The organism is Nocardia crassostreae (genome assembly GCF_001613405.1).
In the GTDB taxonomy this organism is placed as follows: Bacteria; Actinomycetota; Actinomycetes; order Mycobacteriales; family Mycobacteriaceae; genus Nocardia; species Nocardia crassostreae.
Genome location: NZ_BDCH01000036.1, coordinates 112,363 through 129,645, shown reverse-complemented (window position 1 = coordinate 129,645; position 17,283 = coordinate 112,363). Strand labels below are relative to the sequence as shown.

Below are 17,283 nucleotides of genomic sequence, written 5' to 3'. Positions count from 1 at the left end.
ATTCGTTCAATACAGCCGCGCCTCCACCGTGAACCATGGGTGTCGACACGGGGAGGACATGTCTGATGACTACGGATATCTACAGCGGGGGCCCACTGGGACACGCCATCAAGGGCGAGGACGATCGGCTGCGCCTGCTCGAGCAAACCCACGACCCGGTGACCGCCGAGCTACTCGACCGCCTGCCGATTCGTCCCGACTGGCACTGCCTGGACATCGGCGCGGGCGCGGGCAGTATCGCCCGTCTGCTCGCCGACCGCTGCCCGGACGGCCAGGTGACCGCGGCCGATATCGACACCCGATTCCTGACCGGTGACCGCGGCGACCGCCTGCGAGTCCTGCGCTGCGATATCCGCTCGCACGACTTCCCCAAGGCCACCTTCGATTTCGTCCGCATCCGCATGCTGCTGATGCATCTGGACGACCGCGAACGGCTGCTGCGGCGCATTCTGAACTGGCTGCGGCCCGGCGGCTGGATCCTGATCTCGGAGCTGGACATCCTGCCGGGCGCCTATGCCCCGGACCGCATCTGGCGGCTCGCGGTGACCGAATGCGCCGACATCATGGAGAATTTCGGCACCGATGCCCGCTGGGCCTCCCGCGGCCTGGTCCCGGCCTTGAGCGCGGCGGATTTCACCGACCTCGGATTGTCCTGGTGGACAGCCACGGTCGGGGACGGCGGCGCGGCGGAGGACTTCTGGCTCGCCAATATCGCCCGCATCGCCGATCTCATCGACGAGCGTTGCCGTCTGACGCGGCACGAGCTGGACCAGATGGCGACGCGTTTCGCCGATCCGACTTTCGCCCAGCCCGCCCACCTACTGGTCTCGGCGTGGGGCCGCCGCCCGGCCGGAATTCACTGATCCACCGGATGTGACCGCCCCGCACGGAGCTTCGATGCGAGCAGGGCGGCCTGGGTGCGGTGTTCCACGCCCAGCTTGGCCAGCAGCCGGGATACGTGATTCTTGACGGTCTTCTCGGTCAGGAACAGGGTCGCGGCGATCTGACGGTTGGTCAGGCCGTCGCCGAGCAGGTCGAAGACGCCGCGTTCGCGTTCGGTGAGCCCGGCCAGCAGGCCGCCCGGTTTGGTGCTGCGCCGCAGCTGCTGAATGAGCGTGGCGGCGGCCCGGTTGTCGAGCATGGACTGCCCCGCCGCGACATCCTTGATGGCCTTGACCAATTCGGCGCCGCGAATGTCCTTGACCACATAGCCGTCGGCCCCGGCCAGCAGGGCGTCGAGGATGCCCCGCTCGTCGGTGAAGGAGGTCAGCATGAGGCAGCGCAGATCGTCCAGCCCGGAGAGCAGCTCGCGGCACAGTTCGATGCCATTGCCGTCGGGCAGCCGGATGTCCAGCACGGCGATATCGGGATGCATTGCCGGAATGGCGGTCAGGGCACGAGCGACGGTGTCGGCCTGGCCGATCACGGTGAGATCCGGGTCCGCCTCGATCAGATCGATGAGTCCCCGGCGCACGATCTCATGATCGTCGACGACGAAAACCGTGGTCATGGCCGAATCCGATCGCCCGGAACAGGTGCCGCTCCAGCATAAACCGTGGATCAGGGCAGTGGTACGACCCAGCGCAGGTGCGTGCCGCCGCCATCGCCGGGACCGAGGGTGAAGCTGCCGCCGCGCCGCCGGGCACGGGTGTCGAGGTTGGCCAATCCGCTGCGCCGCCCGGCATTCTCCGGTATCCCGACGCCGTCGTCGATCACCTCGACGACGACCTCGTCGGCGACGGTCAGACCGACGGTGACCGTCCCGGCGTGGGCATGGCGCACCACATTGCTCAGCGATTCCCGCAGCGCGGCTTCCACATCGTCGGTGCGCGAGGTCGGCAGGATCGACAGCGGGCCGGAAACCTGGATGGTGGTGCGGATTGTGGTCTCGGCGGTCATCTCGGCGACGATATCGTGCAGGCGCTGGTGCAGCCGCGGCCGTGCGATCGCCGGGCCGTGCAGATCGAAGATGGACTCCCGGATGTCAAGCACGATCGACTGCAGATCGTCCAGGGTTTGGCTCAGCCGATCCCGGATCTCGGGGGAGCGAATGCGCTGCGCGGTGCCCTGCAACACCATGGCCGTGGCGAACATGCGCTGAATGACGCGATCGTGCAGGCTCCGGGCGATCCGATCGCGCTCGTACAGGACGTCGAGTTCCCGCATGCGGGACTGGGTGTCGGCCAATCGCAGTGCGAGGGCGGCCTGTCCGGCGAACACCGTCATCATGGCGATGGCGGAGTCGTCGAATTCCGGGGCGCCCGGCGCGCGGAGTACGGCCAGCACGCCCAGCATGGATCGCCGGGCCTGCAACGGCAGCAACATGACCGGTCCGGGCATATCGTGCAGATCGGGAATCGGGTTGTCCGCCGAGCCGTCGGTGACCATGGACTGCGCCGTGCGGAACACCATTCCGGTGGGTGAGCCCTCCAGCGGGATGCGCCGCGAAATGAGCTCCGCCGCAGGGGTTCCCGCGCCCGTCGCCACGATCAGCTCGCTCACCTCGTCATCGGGCATCTCCACATCCTCGGGCAGCGCCAGGAAGGTGCACATGGCGTCGGTGAGCCGCAGCGCGCAATCGGCGATGAGGTCGAGCACCTCGGCCGGATCCCCGCCGCCGAGCAGTTCGGTCGCGACATCGCGAATGGATTCCAGCCACAGCTGCCGTTCCCGGGACTGTTCGTAGAGCCGCGAATTCTCCACCGCGATACCCGCCGCCGCGGCCAGCGCCCGCACCACGACCTCGTCGTCCTCGGTGAATTCCTGCCCGTTCGCCTTCTCGGTCAGATACAGGCTGCCGAAGACCTCCTCGCGCACCTTCACCGGAACCCCGAGGAAACTGTGCATGGGCTGATGGTGCTTCGGGAATCCGATCGAGGCCGGGTGCAGCGAAAGATCGGTCAGCCGCAGCGGTTTCGGCTCTTCGATGAGCAGTCCGAGCACACCGCCGCCGCGCGGCAGCGCGCCGATCAGCACGCGGGCGTGGTCGTCGACCCCCTCATACACGAAGGCGGACAGACTGTTGCCGTCGCCGCGGGTCTCGCGCACCCCCAGCGCGCCGTAGCGGGCATCGACGAGTTCGATGGCCGTGTGCACGATCGATCGCAGGGTGTCGTCGAGATCCAGGCCCGCGGTGACCACCAGCATGGCGCCGATCAGCCGATCCATTCGATCGTGCACATCCACGACCTGCGCGATCCGGTCCTGCACCTCCGCGAGCAGTTCGCGCAGCCGCCACTGTGACAGCGCCTCGGTCATGGGCGTCTGATCGCCGTCGCGCTGCGCGTGGCCGCCTGACATGCGGCGATTGTCCCATGGTCCGGGGCCGGTGGACGCGGGACGCGGTCAGGGCAATGCCGAATTGCGTTATACACCATAAATATTCACCTCCGATCGATTCGCCCCGCGGTCATCCCTGGTATACCCGCGCGCCGCGGCACGACACGGCGGGCCCGGATCTCCCCCCCGTCGTATCCCGGCGGTCAGGACGAACAGACCGGGTCCGACGTCCCCGGCGCTCAGGTCCTCGGACTCTCGTTGCGGCTCCGGCGCCAAGGCATTCTCTTATACAGCTCACCGGCATGGGATCCGACCCGGGCAGGGGAGTGGAGCGACCCGTCACGAGATGGACTCCCGGTAGGTGGTGCCAGGTAGCCTCGACCCCGTTCTGCGGTGGCATCCCGCAGGAGGCGATCGGGTACCCGTGCAACCGGACCTCCCGTGGCGGGTTTGCTCGTATTGTTTTCACGTATCCGTTCGTCGGCGTATCCTCTCCGCACTGTGGATTCCGGGGGTCGCCGCCGCGTACTTCGCGGCGGCCCAGATCGGCCTGCAGCTGGCGCTGGTCGGTCACCAGGTGACGCCGCTGTGGCCGCCGACCGGTATCGCGCTGGCCTGCCTGCTGCTGCGCGGTCCGTGGATCTGGCCGGGAATCACGCTGGGCGCCTTCGCGACCAATCTCCTGCTCGGGCCAAGCCCGCTCGCGGTCGTGGTGATCGCGCTCGGCAATACCGCCGCACCCGTGTGCGCGTATCTGCTGGTCCGGCGGGCGGGCTTCCGGGATCGGATCGACCGGTTCCGGGATGCGCTCATCCTGGTGTTCCTCGGCGCACTGGGCGGCATGCTGATCAGCGCCACGGTCGGCACCGTGACCCGCGCGGTCGCGATCGGTTCCTGGCAGGACGCCTGGGCGACCTGGTGGGTGTGGTGGACCGGAGACGCCATGGGCGTCCTGACGATCACGCCGCTGCTGCTCCTCGTCCGGCGTGCGCGGATATCCAAGTCGATCGATCTGTTTCGTGCGGCCGAGGCCGCCGCGCTGGTCGTCGGCACTCTGCTGGCCGTGGCCTTGCCCGCGCTCAGCACCACCCAGCTGTCGTACGTGGCGGTCTTCCCCTTCCTGATCTGGGCCGGTGTGCGCTTCCATCTGGCGGGTGCGGTGCCCTGCGCCGTGCTGGCGTCGTTCGCCGCGACCTTCGCGGCCTCGCGGAATCTGCCCGTGTTCGCGGACCTCGGCCTGACCGCGAGAATGGTCAACCTGCAACTGTTCAATGCGACCGTGATCCTCACCGCGCTGCTGCACGCCACCGTCATCGCACAGCGCGACCGGGCCAGCCGAGCCGTCGACGAAGCCTGCGGCCAACTCGCCCGGGCATTGTCGGCACTCGACGAGCGTGGTGCGGTGAACGAGAGCACGATTCGGATCGTGAACCGTTTCCTGTCGAGCCGCCCTCGCCCCGAGGACCGCCCTGGCTAGTCACACTCCGGACGGTCCGGCGTCTCCGGCCGGGGCGCCGGGCGGCCGGACCTGGAGTCGCGTGGGCGCCGGGGTCGTCCATGCGAATCGTGAGAGTGCGGGCGCACAGCCGCGCCCGGGTGCGCCTGGAGTTCGAAATGCACCGGTGCGGGTTCGCTTCCGGTGACCGCGCGGATCAGCTCGGCGGCGGCGTCCGAGGTGGCGATGCCGCGCAGGCGGGCGGCGTGACTCAGGGTGGCGCGGGCGTCCTCGATGGAGCAGCGCCGTTGCGCCGCCAGGATTCCCAGCGCTTGGTCGATTGCCGATCGGGCGGTCAGGTCCGCCATCAGCCGGGTGGTTGCCGCCGATCGGCGGGCGGCGGCGAGCACCGACGCGAGCAGTGCGCCCGCGTGCGTGCCGATCAGATCGATCATGGGGTGGATCGGTGGTGCGAACGCGTGCGATCGGCGGGAGTACAGCGTCAGCGCGCCGATGGGCCCGCCCTCGCCCGCCAATGGGCGCGAGTGGACGGATCGGTAACCGAGGCGGAGCATTCCAGCGGGATACTCGCCCCACCGTCGCTCACTCCCGAGATCGGGAACAATGACGATCCGGTCGTTCCGCAGCGCCTCCGAGCACGGCCCGCACGGCGCGTCGCCGGGCAGCTCGCCGAACGGCGGTTCGGGAGCGGTCGTCGTGCAAACCCCGGCCGCACCCGCGAGGGTGACCCGGGCCAATGGGTGTCCGGGTATCGCGCGGGTGGCGAAATCCGTTATGGCGCGCCGCGATTCGCCGATATCGCCGGTCGACAGCACTGCCGCGGTGAGCTCGGCCAAGGCGATCGCGAAGCTGTCGGGTACGACCTGCCGCACGCTGTGCCCCCCGCCTCAGTTCCACGCGCCGGATCCGGGCGAGACGACAGCGGAGCCCGGGAACGAGCGCACCACCTCCGCCGCCAGCACAGCGAGTTTCACATTGCGGCGCTGGGATTCGGCGCGCAGCATCGCGAACGCCTGTGCGCGGTCACACAGATCGCGGGCCATGAGGCCACCCAGCGCCTGATCGATCACCGTCCGGGTGGTCAGTGCCCGGCGGAGCTGATCGGCTGCCTCGGCCGTACGCAGGGCTTCCAGCCGAGCCGCCAGGATCGCGCCGAGATGCGCCGCGAGCAGGCGAACCGAAGGCGAGGTCGAGTCGTCGAAGGCGTACGGGCGCGCGGCGTACAGGCACAGCGCTCCGAAGGGTTTCGACTCCGCGGTCAACGGCTCGGCGTGCAGGGAGCGAATACCGTGCGCGAGTGCCACGGCGGAGTAGTCGGCCCAGCGGTTCTCGGCGGCGATATCGGGTGTCGCCACCGGTCGCGCCCGGGCCATCGACTCCAGCCCGGGACCGGACCGCACGCGCAGTTCCGCGCGCGTCACGACGGCCGCCTCGTTCGTCGCCGCGGCGTGCAGCCGACCGCCCTGCGCCACCACGACACTCGCCATCGGCTGTCCGGGCACGATTCTCGACACGATGACGGTACTGGCCCGCAATCCCGCCCCGAGTTCGCCATCCATCAGCAACCGTGCCGTCAGATCGGCCAGGCCCATCGTGAATTCCGATGGTGTGCACCGCCATTCGGTTCCTGTCGGTTCATCGGCCACGGCGCCCCCTTCATCGCGGTATGCGTGCCTCGATTGTCGCCTCGAGCCGGGGTGCCCGGATAGGGGATATGGACTCAGGCCGGACGGTCTGTGTACCCGGATCGATTGGCCCGAGGTCTTTCACAACCGGCATGTGCCATCCATGACCTGGCGAGCGATCCGCGTCAGCGGCACGTTCTCGGCGAAGGCCCGGACCCGCAGCAGGACCAGCGCCGTGTCCGGATCGCAGGAGCGCTGCACCGATACCGCGCCCACCGCCTGATGCACCTCGGTGAGGAAATCGGCGTCGTCGAACAGGGCGCTGTCGAAGACCTGCGTCGACGGCCCGACCGGCGCGAGCAGGACCACATTGGCCAGCGCGTCGGCGATCCGATCGGCGAGAGTCACGAGATCGGCTCCCAGCCCGGCGTCCGGAGAGAACGCGCACAGCGCGCCGATGCGCCGGGTATCGGCCAGCAAGGCGACGGCCACCAGCGTCTGTACGCCGAGACCCAGGACGGCGGAACCGTATTGGGGCCAGCGCGCGGCCAGCGCGGGTCCGGACACCACCATTCCGTCCAGTCCGGCGGCGACATCGCGGGCCGGGCCGCTGCCGACAACGGCTTCGAGATCATATGCCGCGCGCGCCGTGGAATCGGAGCATACGACGAGCAGTTCGTGCAGATCGTCGTCGAACAAGGTGATCGTCGCGCTGCCCATGCACAGCTGTTCGGCGACCGCGGTCATGAAGCCCGGTCGCCGACCCGATCCATTGTCGTCGGCCCAGCGCCGCAGCCGGTCCGCGTAGGACAGGTGCAGTTCCGCGCAGGCGCGATGACGCTGTTCGATTCTGCGGTGCAATGCGGCCATGCGCTGGCGGAACGGTCGCATCGACTCCGGCGGCCGATCGGCTTGTCGCTCGTACTTCTCGGCGAGTGCTCCGGCTCGGGCTGCGCGCTGTACCTCGCGCTGGTATTCGCGAAGTTCGATTGTGATGAGGTCACGGGAATCCGTCGACGACACTGGAAAAGCGTATGGCCGTCGTCACCGGTGCGTCAATTCCCCTGCGTCACAGGCATTGACGGTGCTGTTTCCTCCATGAGGAGCACCACGCCCTCGCGCAGGCCGTCCAGCGGCGAACAGACCACGGCGCACACGATCGAACGGCCGATGCGATTGACCGCGGGAATATCCACCGGGCCCGAGCGTCGCCCGGTCTTGAGACATTGCGCTATGGCGTCGCGCAGATCGTCGGTGGGCAGCCCGAAATCCAGTGCGAAGAAGAATTGCCGGTTGACCTCGTCGGAGCGCAGCCCCCACAGCTCCTCCGCCCCGCGATTCCAGCTGCGCACCCGCAGATCATCGTCCAGCACGACGACCCCCGCCGCGATACTGGACAGAATGCTCTCCAGGAACGTGCGGGCCTCGTCCAGCTCGTTGCTGCGAATGCGCAGCTCCTCGTTCATGGTTTCGAGTTCCTCATTACCGGATTGCAGTTCTTCGTTGGTGGTTTCGAGTTCCTCGTTGGTGGATTGCAGTTCCTCGTAGGCGGTTTCGAGCTCCTCCCGCTTGACCTTCAGCTCCTGCGACAGGCGGGTGGTGACGGTCGTGTCGACGAAGCTCACCATGACGCCGACGGCCATATTGTCGACCGTCCAGAGCGGTTGGATCTGGACGTCGAAGTACTGGATCTCGTCCGGGCCCTGCCGCCGTTCCACGGCGGAGAGCCGGATGGTGCGCCGCTCGCCGAGGGCCTGCTCGATGACCGACCGCAATTCCACCGGCCGGTAGGAGATCTCCAGATCGCTCAGCGGCCTGCCGATATCGTGGGCGTTCAGGCCGAAGACATTCCGCATCTGATTGTTGGCGACGGTCACCTTGCCGTCGGAATCGACGCCGATCATGGCGAACGGCGCCGTCTCGAGCGCGAGATCGCTCAACTGGCGCTTCTTCACGAAGCCCTGCACCTCCTGGCCGAGCCCCACATCCAGACGGGGTGCGTTCCCCTGATGGAGCGCGACCGCCTCACCGGCGCGCCGCCGGAAGACGCGCTGGCGCATATTGGCGACCTCGAAGCGTTCACCATCGGACAACAGCATCTCGGCCTTGCCGAGGAACAGGAATCCGCCTTGGCGCAGCGCGAAATGGAACCTGTCGAGTATCTGCGACTGGGCCTCGACATTGAAGTACATGAGCGTATTGCGGCAGATCAGCAGATCGAGCCGGGAGATCGGCGCGTCGCGGGTGATGTCGTGGCGGCCGAAGATCACCCGGCGGCGCAGATCGGACCGGAAGACGAATTTATCGCCATTGGGCTCGAAGTACCGCCCGCGCAGCTCCGGCGACAGCGGTTCCAGCGCCTTCGCGGTGTACAGCCCGGTCCGGGCGTCGCGCAGCGCTTCCTCGTCGACATCGGTGCCGTATATCTTGACCCGTTTGGCGCACTCCTCGATGCCGAGCACCTCGGCGAACGCGATGGCCAGCGAGTACGCCTCCTCGCCGCTGGAGCAGCTCGCGCTCCAGATCCGGATCTCGCTGGCGGGATCGAGGCTGGTCACGAGTTCCGGCACGATCTCGCGCTGCAGATACTGCCAGGCGTCGACATCGCGGAAGAAGCTGGTGACATTGATCAGAATGGTGTTGAACAGGCTCCGGAACTCGTCGGCATTGCTTTCCAAGAAGTCCCGGTAGTCGAGATAGTCGGCAATCCGGACCTCCTGCATGCGCTTACGGATGCGCCGGGCCAGGGAGGACCGTTTGTAGCCGGTGAAATCGAATCCGCGCGAATCGCGGATGAAGATCAGCAGATCCTCCAGCTCGTCCACGAGCTCGTCGGCCGGTTTGGACGGCTCGTCCAGCGGCATCGGATCGGCGGGGTTCGTCACGCGTTGCTCCCCTCCACCAGTCCGCTGATGACCTCCGCGATTTGGTCGAGCGGCAGCACGAAGTCCACCGCACCGGTTTTCACTGCCGCCTCCGGCATGCCGCTGAACTCCGCCTCCTCTGGATCCTGCACGATCACCGTCCCGCCTCGGGATTTGACCGCGCCGACGCCCATTGCGCCGTCGCTGCCGGACCCGGTCAGCACACAGGCGATGGCCCGCGGGCCGTACGCCCCAGCCATCGACTCGAACAACAGATCCGCCGAAGGGCGCACGAAATGTACGAGTTCGGAACTTGACAGCGTGAACTCACCGTTCGGTCCGACCAGCAGATGGTAGTTCGGCGGCGCGATGTACACGGTTCCGGGTTCGGCCTGCGTGTCGGCTTGGGCCAGCACGACGGGAAGCCGCGAGCGACGCCCCAGGACATCGGCGATGACCGTCTCGTGCCGCGGATCCAGATGCTGAACGACAACCACCGGAACCGGGAACACCGCCGGTAGACGTCCCAGCACCCGGCTCAAGGCGGTAATGCCTCCGGCGGATGAGGCGATCGCGACCACGCCGTAACTCTCGGCCGGGGGGAGTCGGCGGGAGTCGTTCATCGCAATAGCCTATCCCGGTTGGGCGGCGGTGCGCCGGTCGGTTCAGCCGTGCGATCGTGGCTGCTGGGACCGCTCAGCAATTGCTACGACGCAGGTATTTTCGCGCCGGGGCCGGTGCAGCGCCGGAGGGGAGCCGGCCGCGCGCGGCGCACCGGTACCCTCCGTCGCCGACCGCCTGAATGCCGTGGCGAGCGACGCGGCGCAGATCGATGGAATCGCGGCGAAAACCACGGTGACCTCCAAGTCCGGGACACGGTGAAGCGGGGAGCCGCGCTTCGGGACTCGGGGGAACTCTGTCGATCACTATACCCCGGTCGAGGGCTCGTCTCCATGTCCCGACAGCGGTCGGCGCGTTCGGATTCGCGACGAGATTGCCTGAGCGCCAACAATTCCCGGCATTTCAGGTGGGTTGTCAAGCGGTGCCGGAGTCAACCGGAGTAACCGCTCCGGGGACATTGTCACGCCGCAGGCCGGACCGTACCGCGCGGCAGCGCTGCAGAGTACAGGCCAAGTCCTCGCGCAACTGCTGGTTGGTGAACGCGAGTTCGGAACTGACCGCGAGCAATCGCGCGGTCGAGGCGATCAGGACGCGGCTGCGTCCCAGCACGAAGTTTCGGTCCGGGCCCGGTGCGGAAGACTCCCGGCGGGTTCGTTGGCTGTCACGATCGAACCGCACGAGTTGGTGATTCCCGGTGTGCGGGCCCCGAAACCCGCCGACCCGGTCGGAGGCCGCGGTCCCGCCGTGACCGGGTCCTTGGTCCCGGGCCCTCGGCCTCTATCCCGCGGACGTGCGTGGGGTGGACCGTGAGGTCATGGCACTGTCCACGGCTGATGGCCGCCGTACTCGCGACACCCTGATGCACGCGCAGGAGGCGGCCGCAGATGCGGCACTGCGGGTCGATGCCGCACGAGTGGTATTGGGGATCGCCATGGAAAGGCTGTCGCAGGCACGGCTCGCGACGGAACGGGCGCGTGATCGGATCGCCGAGCTGCGGGTCGTTCACGAGCAGTTGCTGGCCGTGGGGTTAGGTTGCCGCGCGGCCGATTCGATGCCGGAGCCTGCGAAATCGCGTGCACAACAACAGTAATCGGTGAGTTCGGGCCGATCGGGCGGCGGGTCCTCAGGAGGCGAAGGCGCCCATCACCGGCAGCCATTCGGCGACCCGGCGAGCCTCGACCAGGCCCTTGCGCTGGAACGGATCCTGATCGAGCAGCGCGTGCACGGCCTCGGCACTCTCGGCCCGGAACAGGATGAGCGCGCCCAGGCCATCGGTGTACGGGCCGCTGGTCAGGACGATGCCCTGGTCGACCAGGCCATTGAGGAACGCCCGATGCTCCGGACGGTGCTCGGCGCGGGCCTCGACGGTGGCCTCGGTGTAGGTGTAGTGGACGGCGAAGATCGGCACTGATGGCTCTTTCCGGTCGATGGAACTTGCTGAAGATTCAGAGCGTCAACAGCATTCGGGTATTCCCGAGGGTGTTGGGCTTGACGTAGCTGAGGTCGAGGAATTCGGCGACGCCGGTGTCGTAGGAGCGGCACATCTCGGCGTAGACCTCGGCGGTGACCGGGGTGCCGTCGATTTCCACGAAGCCGTGGCGGGCGAAGAAATCCACCTCGAAAGTGAGCACGAACAGCCGCTTCAGCTGCAATTCCTTCGCGACCGAGATCAACTGCTCGACCAGCAGCCGCCCGGCCCCGGTGCCCTTGACATCCGGGTGCACCGCCACCGTGCGCACCTCGCCGAGATCGGCCCACAGCACGTGCAGCGCCCCGCAGCCGACGATCTGCCCGTCCTTCTCCGCCACCCAGAATTCCTGGACCGCCTCGTACAGCGTGACCAGGTTCTTCTCCAGCAGGATCCGCCCGGCGTAGATATCGATGAGGTGCTTGATCGCGGGCACGTCCGAGGTTCGCGCTCGGCGGACGACCGGCTGGGTAGCCGTCGTTCCGTCGATCGAACCACTGTGGGGTGCCCGTGTTGTCATGGGGTGCACAGTAGTCGGCCCCCATACCGATAGGCTTGGGGTGTGTCGCACATCCAGCTCCCCCGCATACAGGAATGGTCCGGAAACCATGGCCGGTTTGGCGGCCGGTGGGGGCGCTGGTGACGGTGCAGCGTGACGAACTGGAGGGCCGCTGGGCCGACGCCGGGCCGCAACGGCCCGGATTGACGGCGGTACCGCAGCCCGCGGGCGTGGTCGAGACCGCGGCCGTGCCCTTGATGAACATCGCCAATGTGCTCACCATCGCGCGCATCGCGATCGTGCCGCTGTTCCTGGCGGCCCTGTTCGCCGGTGACGGGCACGAACCCGGCTGGCGTTGGGCGGCGGCCGCGCTGTTCGGCGTCGCCGCCATTACCGACCGCATCGACGGGCAGCTGGCCCGGAAGTACGGCCTCGTCACCGATTTCGGCAAGCTCGCCGATCCCATCGCGGACAAGGCGCTCATCGGCGCCGCGCTCATCGGGCTGTCCATGCTCGGGGATCTGCCCTGGTGGATGACCCTGGTGATCGTGGCCCGCGAACTCGGCGTGACCCTGCTGCGGCTGGCGGTGGTGCGCCGCGGCGTCATTCCGGCCGGGCGCGGCGGCAAGCTCAAGACGCTGGTGCAGTCGGTGGCGATCGCGGTGCTGTTGCTGCCGTTGTCCGGGGGATTCGCCACCGCCGGAATGGCATTGATGTATGTGGCCGTGGTGCTCACCGTGGTGACCGGCCTCGACTACGTGGTGCAGGCGACGCGGTTGTGGTTCGGTTCGCCCGGCGGCAGTCGTGCGGCCTGATGTGCGCGTCGCCCCGCCCGGGTCGCCCGACCCACTGACCGCGCTCGCGCCCGCCGCCGATCTGGTGGCGGCCCTGCGCGCCGCGGGCCAGACCGTCGCGACCGCGGAATCGCTGACCGCCGGACTCCTCGCCGCCACCATCGCGGGAATTCCGGGCGCCAGCACCGTGTTGCGCGGGGGACTGATCGTCTACGCGACCGATCTCAAACACGCTCTCGCCGGTGTGAGCACCGACACGCTCCTAGCGGACGGTCCCGTCGCCGCGAGCACGGCGGAGCAGCTGGCCGTCGGCGCCCGCACCCGCTGCGGAGCCGACTGGGGAGTCGGGCTCACCGGTGTCGCCGGGCCCGATCCGCAGGACGGTCGCGAGGTCGGCACGGTCTTCCTCGGTATCTCCGGTCCGGAGGGCACCGAGGTCGTCCGGTTGAAGTTGTCGGGAGACCGGTGGACGATCAGGGTGGGCTCGGTCCGCGCCGCGGTCACCGAACTCGTCCGCAGCATTGCGGGCGGGTGATGGGGGCCGGGAACGCGCGGCCGACGCCGGACGTTGTCCAGTCAGACGCTGGGTCCGGCGAGACGAGTGTGAGGAGAACGAGATGACGCTGCTGCGAGAAGCCATCGGGGAAAGCCTGCGGCGCGCTCGGGTCGCCCAGAGCCGGACGTTGCGTGAGGTCTCCACCTCGGCACGGGTGAGCCTGGGGTACCTGTCGGAGGTGGAGCGCGGGCGCAAGGAGGCCTCCAGCGAGCTGCTGGCCGCCATCTGCCAGGCCCTGGATCTGCCGCTGGCGCAGGTGCTCTTCGATGTCGGCGCGGCCATGGCCGAGGCCGACAAGGCCGCCGCCAAGCAGCCGGAGCCGGTGGGTGTGGGTGCGCCGAGCGCGCCCGCGGCCGTGCCGAGCGCCCAGCTGTCGGCGGCCGGTGCGAAGGTCACGCCGCGCGGTGGGGACGGTGTTTTCGGTCCGCGAATCGTCATTCCGGCGCCGAAGTCGGACCGGCTGGTGCTGGTCGCGGCCAAGTGATCGCTGTGCGCTGGAGCCGAAAGGGATAAATTCTCTGTAGGCTCCGTGCCGGAGGCGTCGTGCAGTCGCGGGGGTTCCCTCCGTGGCTGCCGATGCAGTGGATGGACAGGGACAACCGGGTGCGTGACGGTCGCGCACTATGTCGCGCTACCGAGTGCGGCACGTCATATGGAGGCGGGATCAATCGATGGCTAATCCGTTCGTGAAGGCCTGGAAGTACATGATGGCCCTCTTCGATTCCAAGATCGAGGAGCATGCGGATCCGAAGGTCCAGATCCAGCAGGCCATCGAGGAAGCCCAGCGCCAGCATCAGGCCCTGTCGCAGCAGGCCGCGTCGGTGATCGGCAACCAGCGCCAGCTGGAGATGAAGCTGAACCGGCAGCTCGACGAGGTCGAGAAGTTGAACGCCAATGCGCGCCAAGCGGTCATGCTCGCCGATCAGGCGGCGGGCGCGGGCGATACCGAGAAGACGATCCAGTACACCAATGCCGCCGAGGCGTTCGCCGCGCAGCTGGTCACCGCCGAACAGGCCGTCGAGGATCTGAAGGTGCTGCACGATCAGTCGCTGCAGGCCGCCGCCCAGGCCAAGAAGGCCGTCGAGCAGAACGCCATGCTGTTGCAGCAGAAGGTCGCCGAGCGCACCAAGCTGCTGTCCCAGCTGGAGCAGGCCAAGATGCAGGAGCAGGTCTCGGCCTCGCTACAGCAGATGGACTCCACCCTCTCGGCCCCCGGCACCACCCCCAGCCTGGACGCGGTGCGCGAGAAGATCGAGCGCCGCTACGCCAATGCCCTCGGCGCCGCCGAACTGGCGGGCAACTCCGTCCAGGGCCGCATGATGGAAGTCCAGCAGGCCTCCATCCAGATGGCGGGCCACAACCGCCTCGAGCAGATCCGCGCCTCCATGCGCGGCGACGCCCTCCCCTCCGGCGGCCAGCAGCAGTCCATCCCCACCCAGCCCGCCCAGCCCCAGCCCCAGATGAACAAGGGCCAAACCGCCCAGCAGTAGCGCTCAGGGCACGAAAGGCAAGAAACCGATGGGGAGTTCGCGGGCCGAGCACAATCCCGCAACCTCCCCTGCCCGTTTCCGCCGCCCCCGCGTCGCCGCCCCGGCACTGACCACCCTGTTCCCCTCACCCTTCGGCCGCACCTCGCGCGAACAGCCCCCCACCGAGGTCCCCGAACCCGATTCGACACCGATCAATCCGGCACACCAGCCCGCCGCCCCTGAATTCGACCACGGCGCCCCGCACCCCGGCATGCGGCACTACGCCCCGGACAACGGCGATACCCGCGATGCGGCCACGATTCCCAGGCAGCCATACACGCAGCCACAGCCAGCGGACGGCACCGGATTCCGTACCGGCGCTGAGGCATTCACCCATCCAGACCAGGCATACCAAGGTGGCGCGGCCCAGCCTAGGTGGCAGACCGGCGATGATGCGGGCACCTCCGCGGGAGCTTCGACGGGGCGGAATGGCCGGACTGGGATGCGGGGCGGGTTCGACGACAGCGGGGCCGGTCGTGCGGCGGACAAGGGCAAGGGGCGCGGTGGTCGGCGAGGTCGGCGGGAGAAGGCCGCCGAGGTCGTGCGGGAGGCGTTGGCGCCGACCGGGTTCGAGCCGGAGGAGTTGGCGCAGCGACTGCCGGAGACTTTGCGGGGGATGGGGGAGCAGGCGCTGGCCTCGGTGTGGAAGTGGGCCGATCCGCGGGAGCGGGAGCTGCGCAAGCGGCGGCGGGCGCGGCGGCGGAGTCTGCGGTTGGGGACCGCGTCCGGGCTGACCACCGCGGGAACCGTTGGCCTCGTGTTGATTTCGGCTCCGGCCTGGGCGGTGATCGTGGTCGGCGGCGGAGCGGTGGCCCTGGTGACCGGGACGGCGGTGACCGTCCGGCGGTACCTGGAGTTGCGCAAGGAACCGTTGCCGCAGGCGTCGTTCGTGCCGAAGAAGTTGCCGCCGGTGCGATCTGCCGCACGGGCGGCGATCAGCCGGTTGGTGCGGGCCGAGCGGGCCTTGCACGGGCTGGGCGGTCGGATCGCCAAGTCCGGGCGACTACCCGCCGATGATTTGATCGACACCCTGGACACGGCGTCGTCCGGCGCCGCCGCGCTGCATGCCCTTGCCGCCGATGTGGTCGCCATGGAACGGGCTGCGGAGGTATTGGGCTCGGCGAAAGCGCCACTGGTCGAACACGTTCGGGCCGCCTCGGTCCGTCTGGACGACGGTGTCGTGGAATTCGAGGGCATGGTCGCGGCCGCTGCCCGGGTGCTCGCCGTCCCCGAAAGCGCGGCGGTGGCCGACGATCTCGGCTGGGCCATGGTCGGCCTGCGCGACGCGGCCGACCGCCTCGACGGCTGGGCCCAAGCGCTGAGCGATCTCGCCGACGACCGCTACCGCGCCAATCCGTGAGCCGGACTAGCGGTAGCCGTTCATATTGGCCCATTGGTCGACCGAACCGATGAGTAGGCCGGTGGTGGCCGCCGCGCGGAGGATGGGGACCAGGACGCTCCAGGCCAGGTACTCGGTATCCATCGTGACCTCCTGTTCGGCCGAAATGTATCCAGTCTGCGCGTTGGGCGCTCGGTGTGAAGTGGGATCGGCTCAACCATGGGCGAACTGGGCGGGTTCGGGGCGGGCGTAGGCTGTGGCGGTATGACCGCAGCTGTTGTCGCCACCGCTTACGGTGGTCCAGAAGTGTTGTCACTCATCGAGGTTGCGGTGCCGCCGCCGGGGGAGGCTACCGTCGAGGTGCGCGCGGCGGGGGTGAATCCGTTCGATTACAAGCGCTTCAGTGGCGCGTTCGGCAGTGATCCGGCCGCGCTGCCCATGCGATTGGGCGGGGAGGTGTCCGGGGTGGTGACCGCGGTGGGCGGGGACGCGACCGGGCGCGCCGGGGCGATCGCGGTGGGGGACGAGGTGCTCGCCCGGGTGGATGGCGGGTACGCCGGTGCGGTGAATGTCGCGGCTACGAAGGTCATCCCGAAACCGGCGGAGGTGAGCTGGGAGGTCGCGGCCGGGCTGCAAGCCGTCGGGGGCACGGCGGTGCATCTGGTCGCGGCGACGAAGGTCGGGCCGGGGGACACCGTGCTGGTACACGGTGCGGGCGGCAGTGTGGGCTCGCTGGCCGCCCAGCTGGCGGCGGCGCGTGGTGCCACGGTCATCGGCACCGCCTCTGCGGCGCACCATGATCGGCTGCGGGGATACGGCGTACTGCCGGTCGCCTATGGTCCGGGGCTCGCCGACCGGGTGCGCGCGCTGGCGCCGGAGGGCGTCGACGTCGCGCTCGATACCGTCGGCACTGATGAGGCCGTGGCGGTCTCGCTCGAACTGGTTCCCGACCGCTCCCGGATCGCCACCATTGTCGCGTTCGGCGCGGCGGCGGAGCACGGGTTTCAGGCGCTCGGCTTCGCACCCGGGGCGGATCCGGGCGTGGAGATCCGCTCGAACGCCTGGCGCGAACTACTGGAGCTGGTCCGCGCGGGCAACCTCGACCTCGTGATTGCCGCGACCTACCCGCTGGCCGAAGTGGCTGCCGCGATCGAGTTCGTCATGGCCGGGCATGCTGGTGGCAAGGTCGTGCTGCTGCCCTGATTGGTTGACCATCCTGACCGCCGACCTCGGGGACAACCCTGAACTTACCC

At 68.5% G+C, this 17,283-nt stretch carries 19 protein-coding genes; 9 read left to right on the top strand and 10 right to left on the bottom strand.

Translation table 11 applies throughout. From position 1 onward, the window contains the following. The first annotated feature begins 65 nt into the window (after positions 1 to 65). Positions 66 to 863 carry a class I SAM-dependent methyltransferase gene (locus NC4_RS33045; RefSeq protein ID WP_067546481.1) on the top strand — a complete coding sequence of 266 codons (798 nt, stop codon included), beginning with the start codon at positions 66 to 68 and terminating at the stop codon, positions 861 to 863. Here NC4_RS33045 and NC4_RS33040 read toward each other — a convergent pair. Together NC4_RS33040 and NC4_RS33035 are read right to left on the bottom strand one after the other, a co-directional pair. Beyond that, the gene (locus NC4_RS33040; RefSeq protein WP_067546478.1) at positions 857 to 1,510 is read right to left on the bottom strand and encodes a response regulator; all 654 of its coding nucleotides are present in this window, start codon (positions 1,508 to 1,510) and stop codon (positions 857 to 859) included. The two genes, NC4_RS33045 and NC4_RS33040, sit on opposite strands and share 7 nt — an antisense overlap. Before the next feature lie 50 nt (positions 1,511 to 1,560). After that, positions 1,561 to 3,300, bottom strand: a complete 1,740-nt coding sequence (locus NC4_RS33035; RefSeq protein WP_067546475.1) for a sensor histidine kinase — start codon at positions 3,298 to 3,300, stop codon at positions 1,561 to 1,563. Positions 3,301 to 3,703: 403 nt separating this feature from the next. Here NC4_RS33035 and NC4_RS33030 point away from each other — a divergent pair, with 403 nt between their 5' ends. Continuing rightward, positions 3,704 to 4,756, top strand: coding sequence for an MASE1 domain-containing protein (locus tag NC4_RS33030; RefSeq protein ID WP_067546472.1), 1,053 nt, complete (start codon positions 3,704 to 3,706; stop codon positions 4,754 to 4,756). Here the strand turns inward: NC4_RS33030 and NC4_RS33025 are convergent. From NC4_RS33025 to NC4_RS33000, 6 genes are all read right to left on the bottom strand, one after another. Next, positions 4,753 to 5,607 carry a GAF and ANTAR domain-containing protein gene (locus NC4_RS33025; protein WP_067546469.1) on the bottom strand — a complete coding sequence of 285 codons (855 nt, stop codon included), beginning with the start codon at positions 5,605 to 5,607 and terminating at the stop codon, positions 4,753 to 4,755. The two genes, NC4_RS33030 and NC4_RS33025, sit on opposite strands and share 4 nt — an antisense overlap. 15 nt (positions 5,608 to 5,622) lie before the next feature. Continuing rightward, the gene (locus NC4_RS33020; RefSeq protein ID WP_157555371.1) at positions 5,623 to 6,327 is read right to left on the bottom strand and encodes a GAF and ANTAR domain-containing protein; all 705 of its coding nucleotides are present in this window, start codon (positions 6,325 to 6,327) and stop codon (positions 5,623 to 5,625) included. Positions 6,328 to 6,501: 174 nt separating this feature from the next. Then, positions 6,502 to 7,383: a GAF domain-containing protein gene (locus tag NC4_RS33015; RefSeq protein WP_067546463.1), complete on the bottom strand. Its 882-nt coding sequence runs from the start codon at positions 7,381 to 7,383 to the stop codon at positions 6,502 to 6,504. Positions 7,384 to 7,415: 32 nt separating this feature from the next. Next, positions 7,416 to 9,245 carry a CheR family methyltransferase gene (locus tag NC4_RS33010; protein ID WP_245722101.1) on the bottom strand — a complete coding sequence of 610 codons (1,830 nt, stop codon included), beginning with the start codon at positions 9,243 to 9,245 and terminating at the stop codon, positions 7,416 to 7,418. Continuing rightward, the gene (locus NC4_RS33005) at positions 9,242 to 9,847 is read right to left on the bottom strand and encodes a chemotaxis protein CheB (protein ID WP_067546460.1); all 606 of its coding nucleotides are present in this window, start codon (positions 9,845 to 9,847) and stop codon (positions 9,242 to 9,244) included. The genes NC4_RS33010 and NC4_RS33005 overlap by 4 nt, the downstream gene beginning before the upstream one ends. A gap of 412 nt (positions 9,848 to 10,259) precedes the next feature. Then, a complete protein-coding gene (locus NC4_RS33000; RefSeq protein WP_067546457.1) occupies positions 10,260 to 10,454 on the bottom strand; it encodes a hypothetical protein in 195 nt (64 codons plus the stop codon). Between the two features lie 205 nt (positions 10,455 to 10,659). Here NC4_RS33000 and NC4_RS32995 point away from each other — a divergent pair, with 205 nt between their 5' ends. Then, entirely contained in the window at positions 10,660 to 10,935 is a 276-nt protein-coding gene (locus NC4_RS32995) for a hypothetical protein (protein ID WP_157555370.1), read from the top strand. A 33-nt stretch (positions 10,936 to 10,968) separates the two neighbouring features. On the opposite strand, the gene NC4_RS32990 is transcribed toward NC4_RS32995, so the two are convergent. Together NC4_RS32990 and NC4_RS32985 are read right to left on the bottom strand one after the other, a co-directional pair. Next, positions 10,969 to 11,253: a YciI family protein gene (locus NC4_RS32990; RefSeq protein WP_067546452.1), complete on the bottom strand. Its 285-nt coding sequence runs from the start codon at positions 11,251 to 11,253 to the stop codon at positions 10,969 to 10,971. Positions 11,254 to 11,290: 37 nt separating this feature from the next. Next, positions 11,291 to 11,833, bottom strand: coding sequence for an amino-acid N-acetyltransferase (locus NC4_RS32985; RefSeq protein WP_067546449.1), 543 nt, complete (start codon positions 11,831 to 11,833; stop codon positions 11,291 to 11,293). A 119-nt stretch (positions 11,834 to 11,952) separates the two neighbouring features. Between NC4_RS32985 and pgsA the strand changes: the two genes are divergently transcribed. The 6 genes from pgsA to NC4_RS32955 all read left to right on the top strand — a co-directional run bounded on the left by pgsA (position 11,953) and on the right by NC4_RS32955 (position 17,233). Further along, entirely contained in the window at positions 11,953 to 12,627 is a 675-nt protein-coding gene (gene pgsA / locus NC4_RS32980) for a CDP-diacylglycerol--glycerol-3-phosphate 3-phosphatidyltransferase (RefSeq protein ID WP_067546646.1), read from the top strand. Further along, the gene (locus NC4_RS32975) at positions 12,617 to 13,141 is read left to right on the top strand and encodes a CinA family protein (protein ID WP_439957578.1); all 525 of its coding nucleotides are present in this window, start codon (positions 12,617 to 12,619) and stop codon (positions 13,139 to 13,141) included. The genes pgsA and NC4_RS32975 overlap by 11 nt, the downstream gene beginning before the upstream one ends. 82 nt (positions 13,142 to 13,223) lie before the next feature. Next, positions 13,224 to 13,646, top strand: coding sequence for a helix-turn-helix domain-containing protein (locus tag NC4_RS32970; RefSeq protein ID WP_067546443.1), 423 nt, complete (start codon positions 13,224 to 13,226; stop codon positions 13,644 to 13,646). A gap of 187 nt (positions 13,647 to 13,833) precedes the next feature. Further along, positions 13,834 to 14,652 carry a PspA/IM30 family protein gene (locus NC4_RS32965; RefSeq protein ID WP_067546440.1) on the top strand — a complete coding sequence of 273 codons (819 nt, stop codon included), beginning with the start codon at positions 13,834 to 13,836 and terminating at the stop codon, positions 14,650 to 14,652. A gap of 28 nt (positions 14,653 to 14,680) precedes the next feature. Next, positions 14,681 to 16,051, top strand: coding sequence for a phage shock envelope stress response protein PspM (gene pspM / locus NC4_RS43540; protein ID WP_245722100.1), 1,371 nt, complete (start codon positions 14,681 to 14,683; stop codon positions 16,049 to 16,051). A 243-nt stretch (positions 16,052 to 16,294) separates the two neighbouring features. After that, entirely contained in the window at positions 16,295 to 17,233 is a 939-nt protein-coding gene (locus NC4_RS32955; RefSeq protein WP_067546640.1) for an NADP-dependent oxidoreductase, read from the top strand. Positions 17,234 to 17,283: the final 50 nt, after the last annotated feature.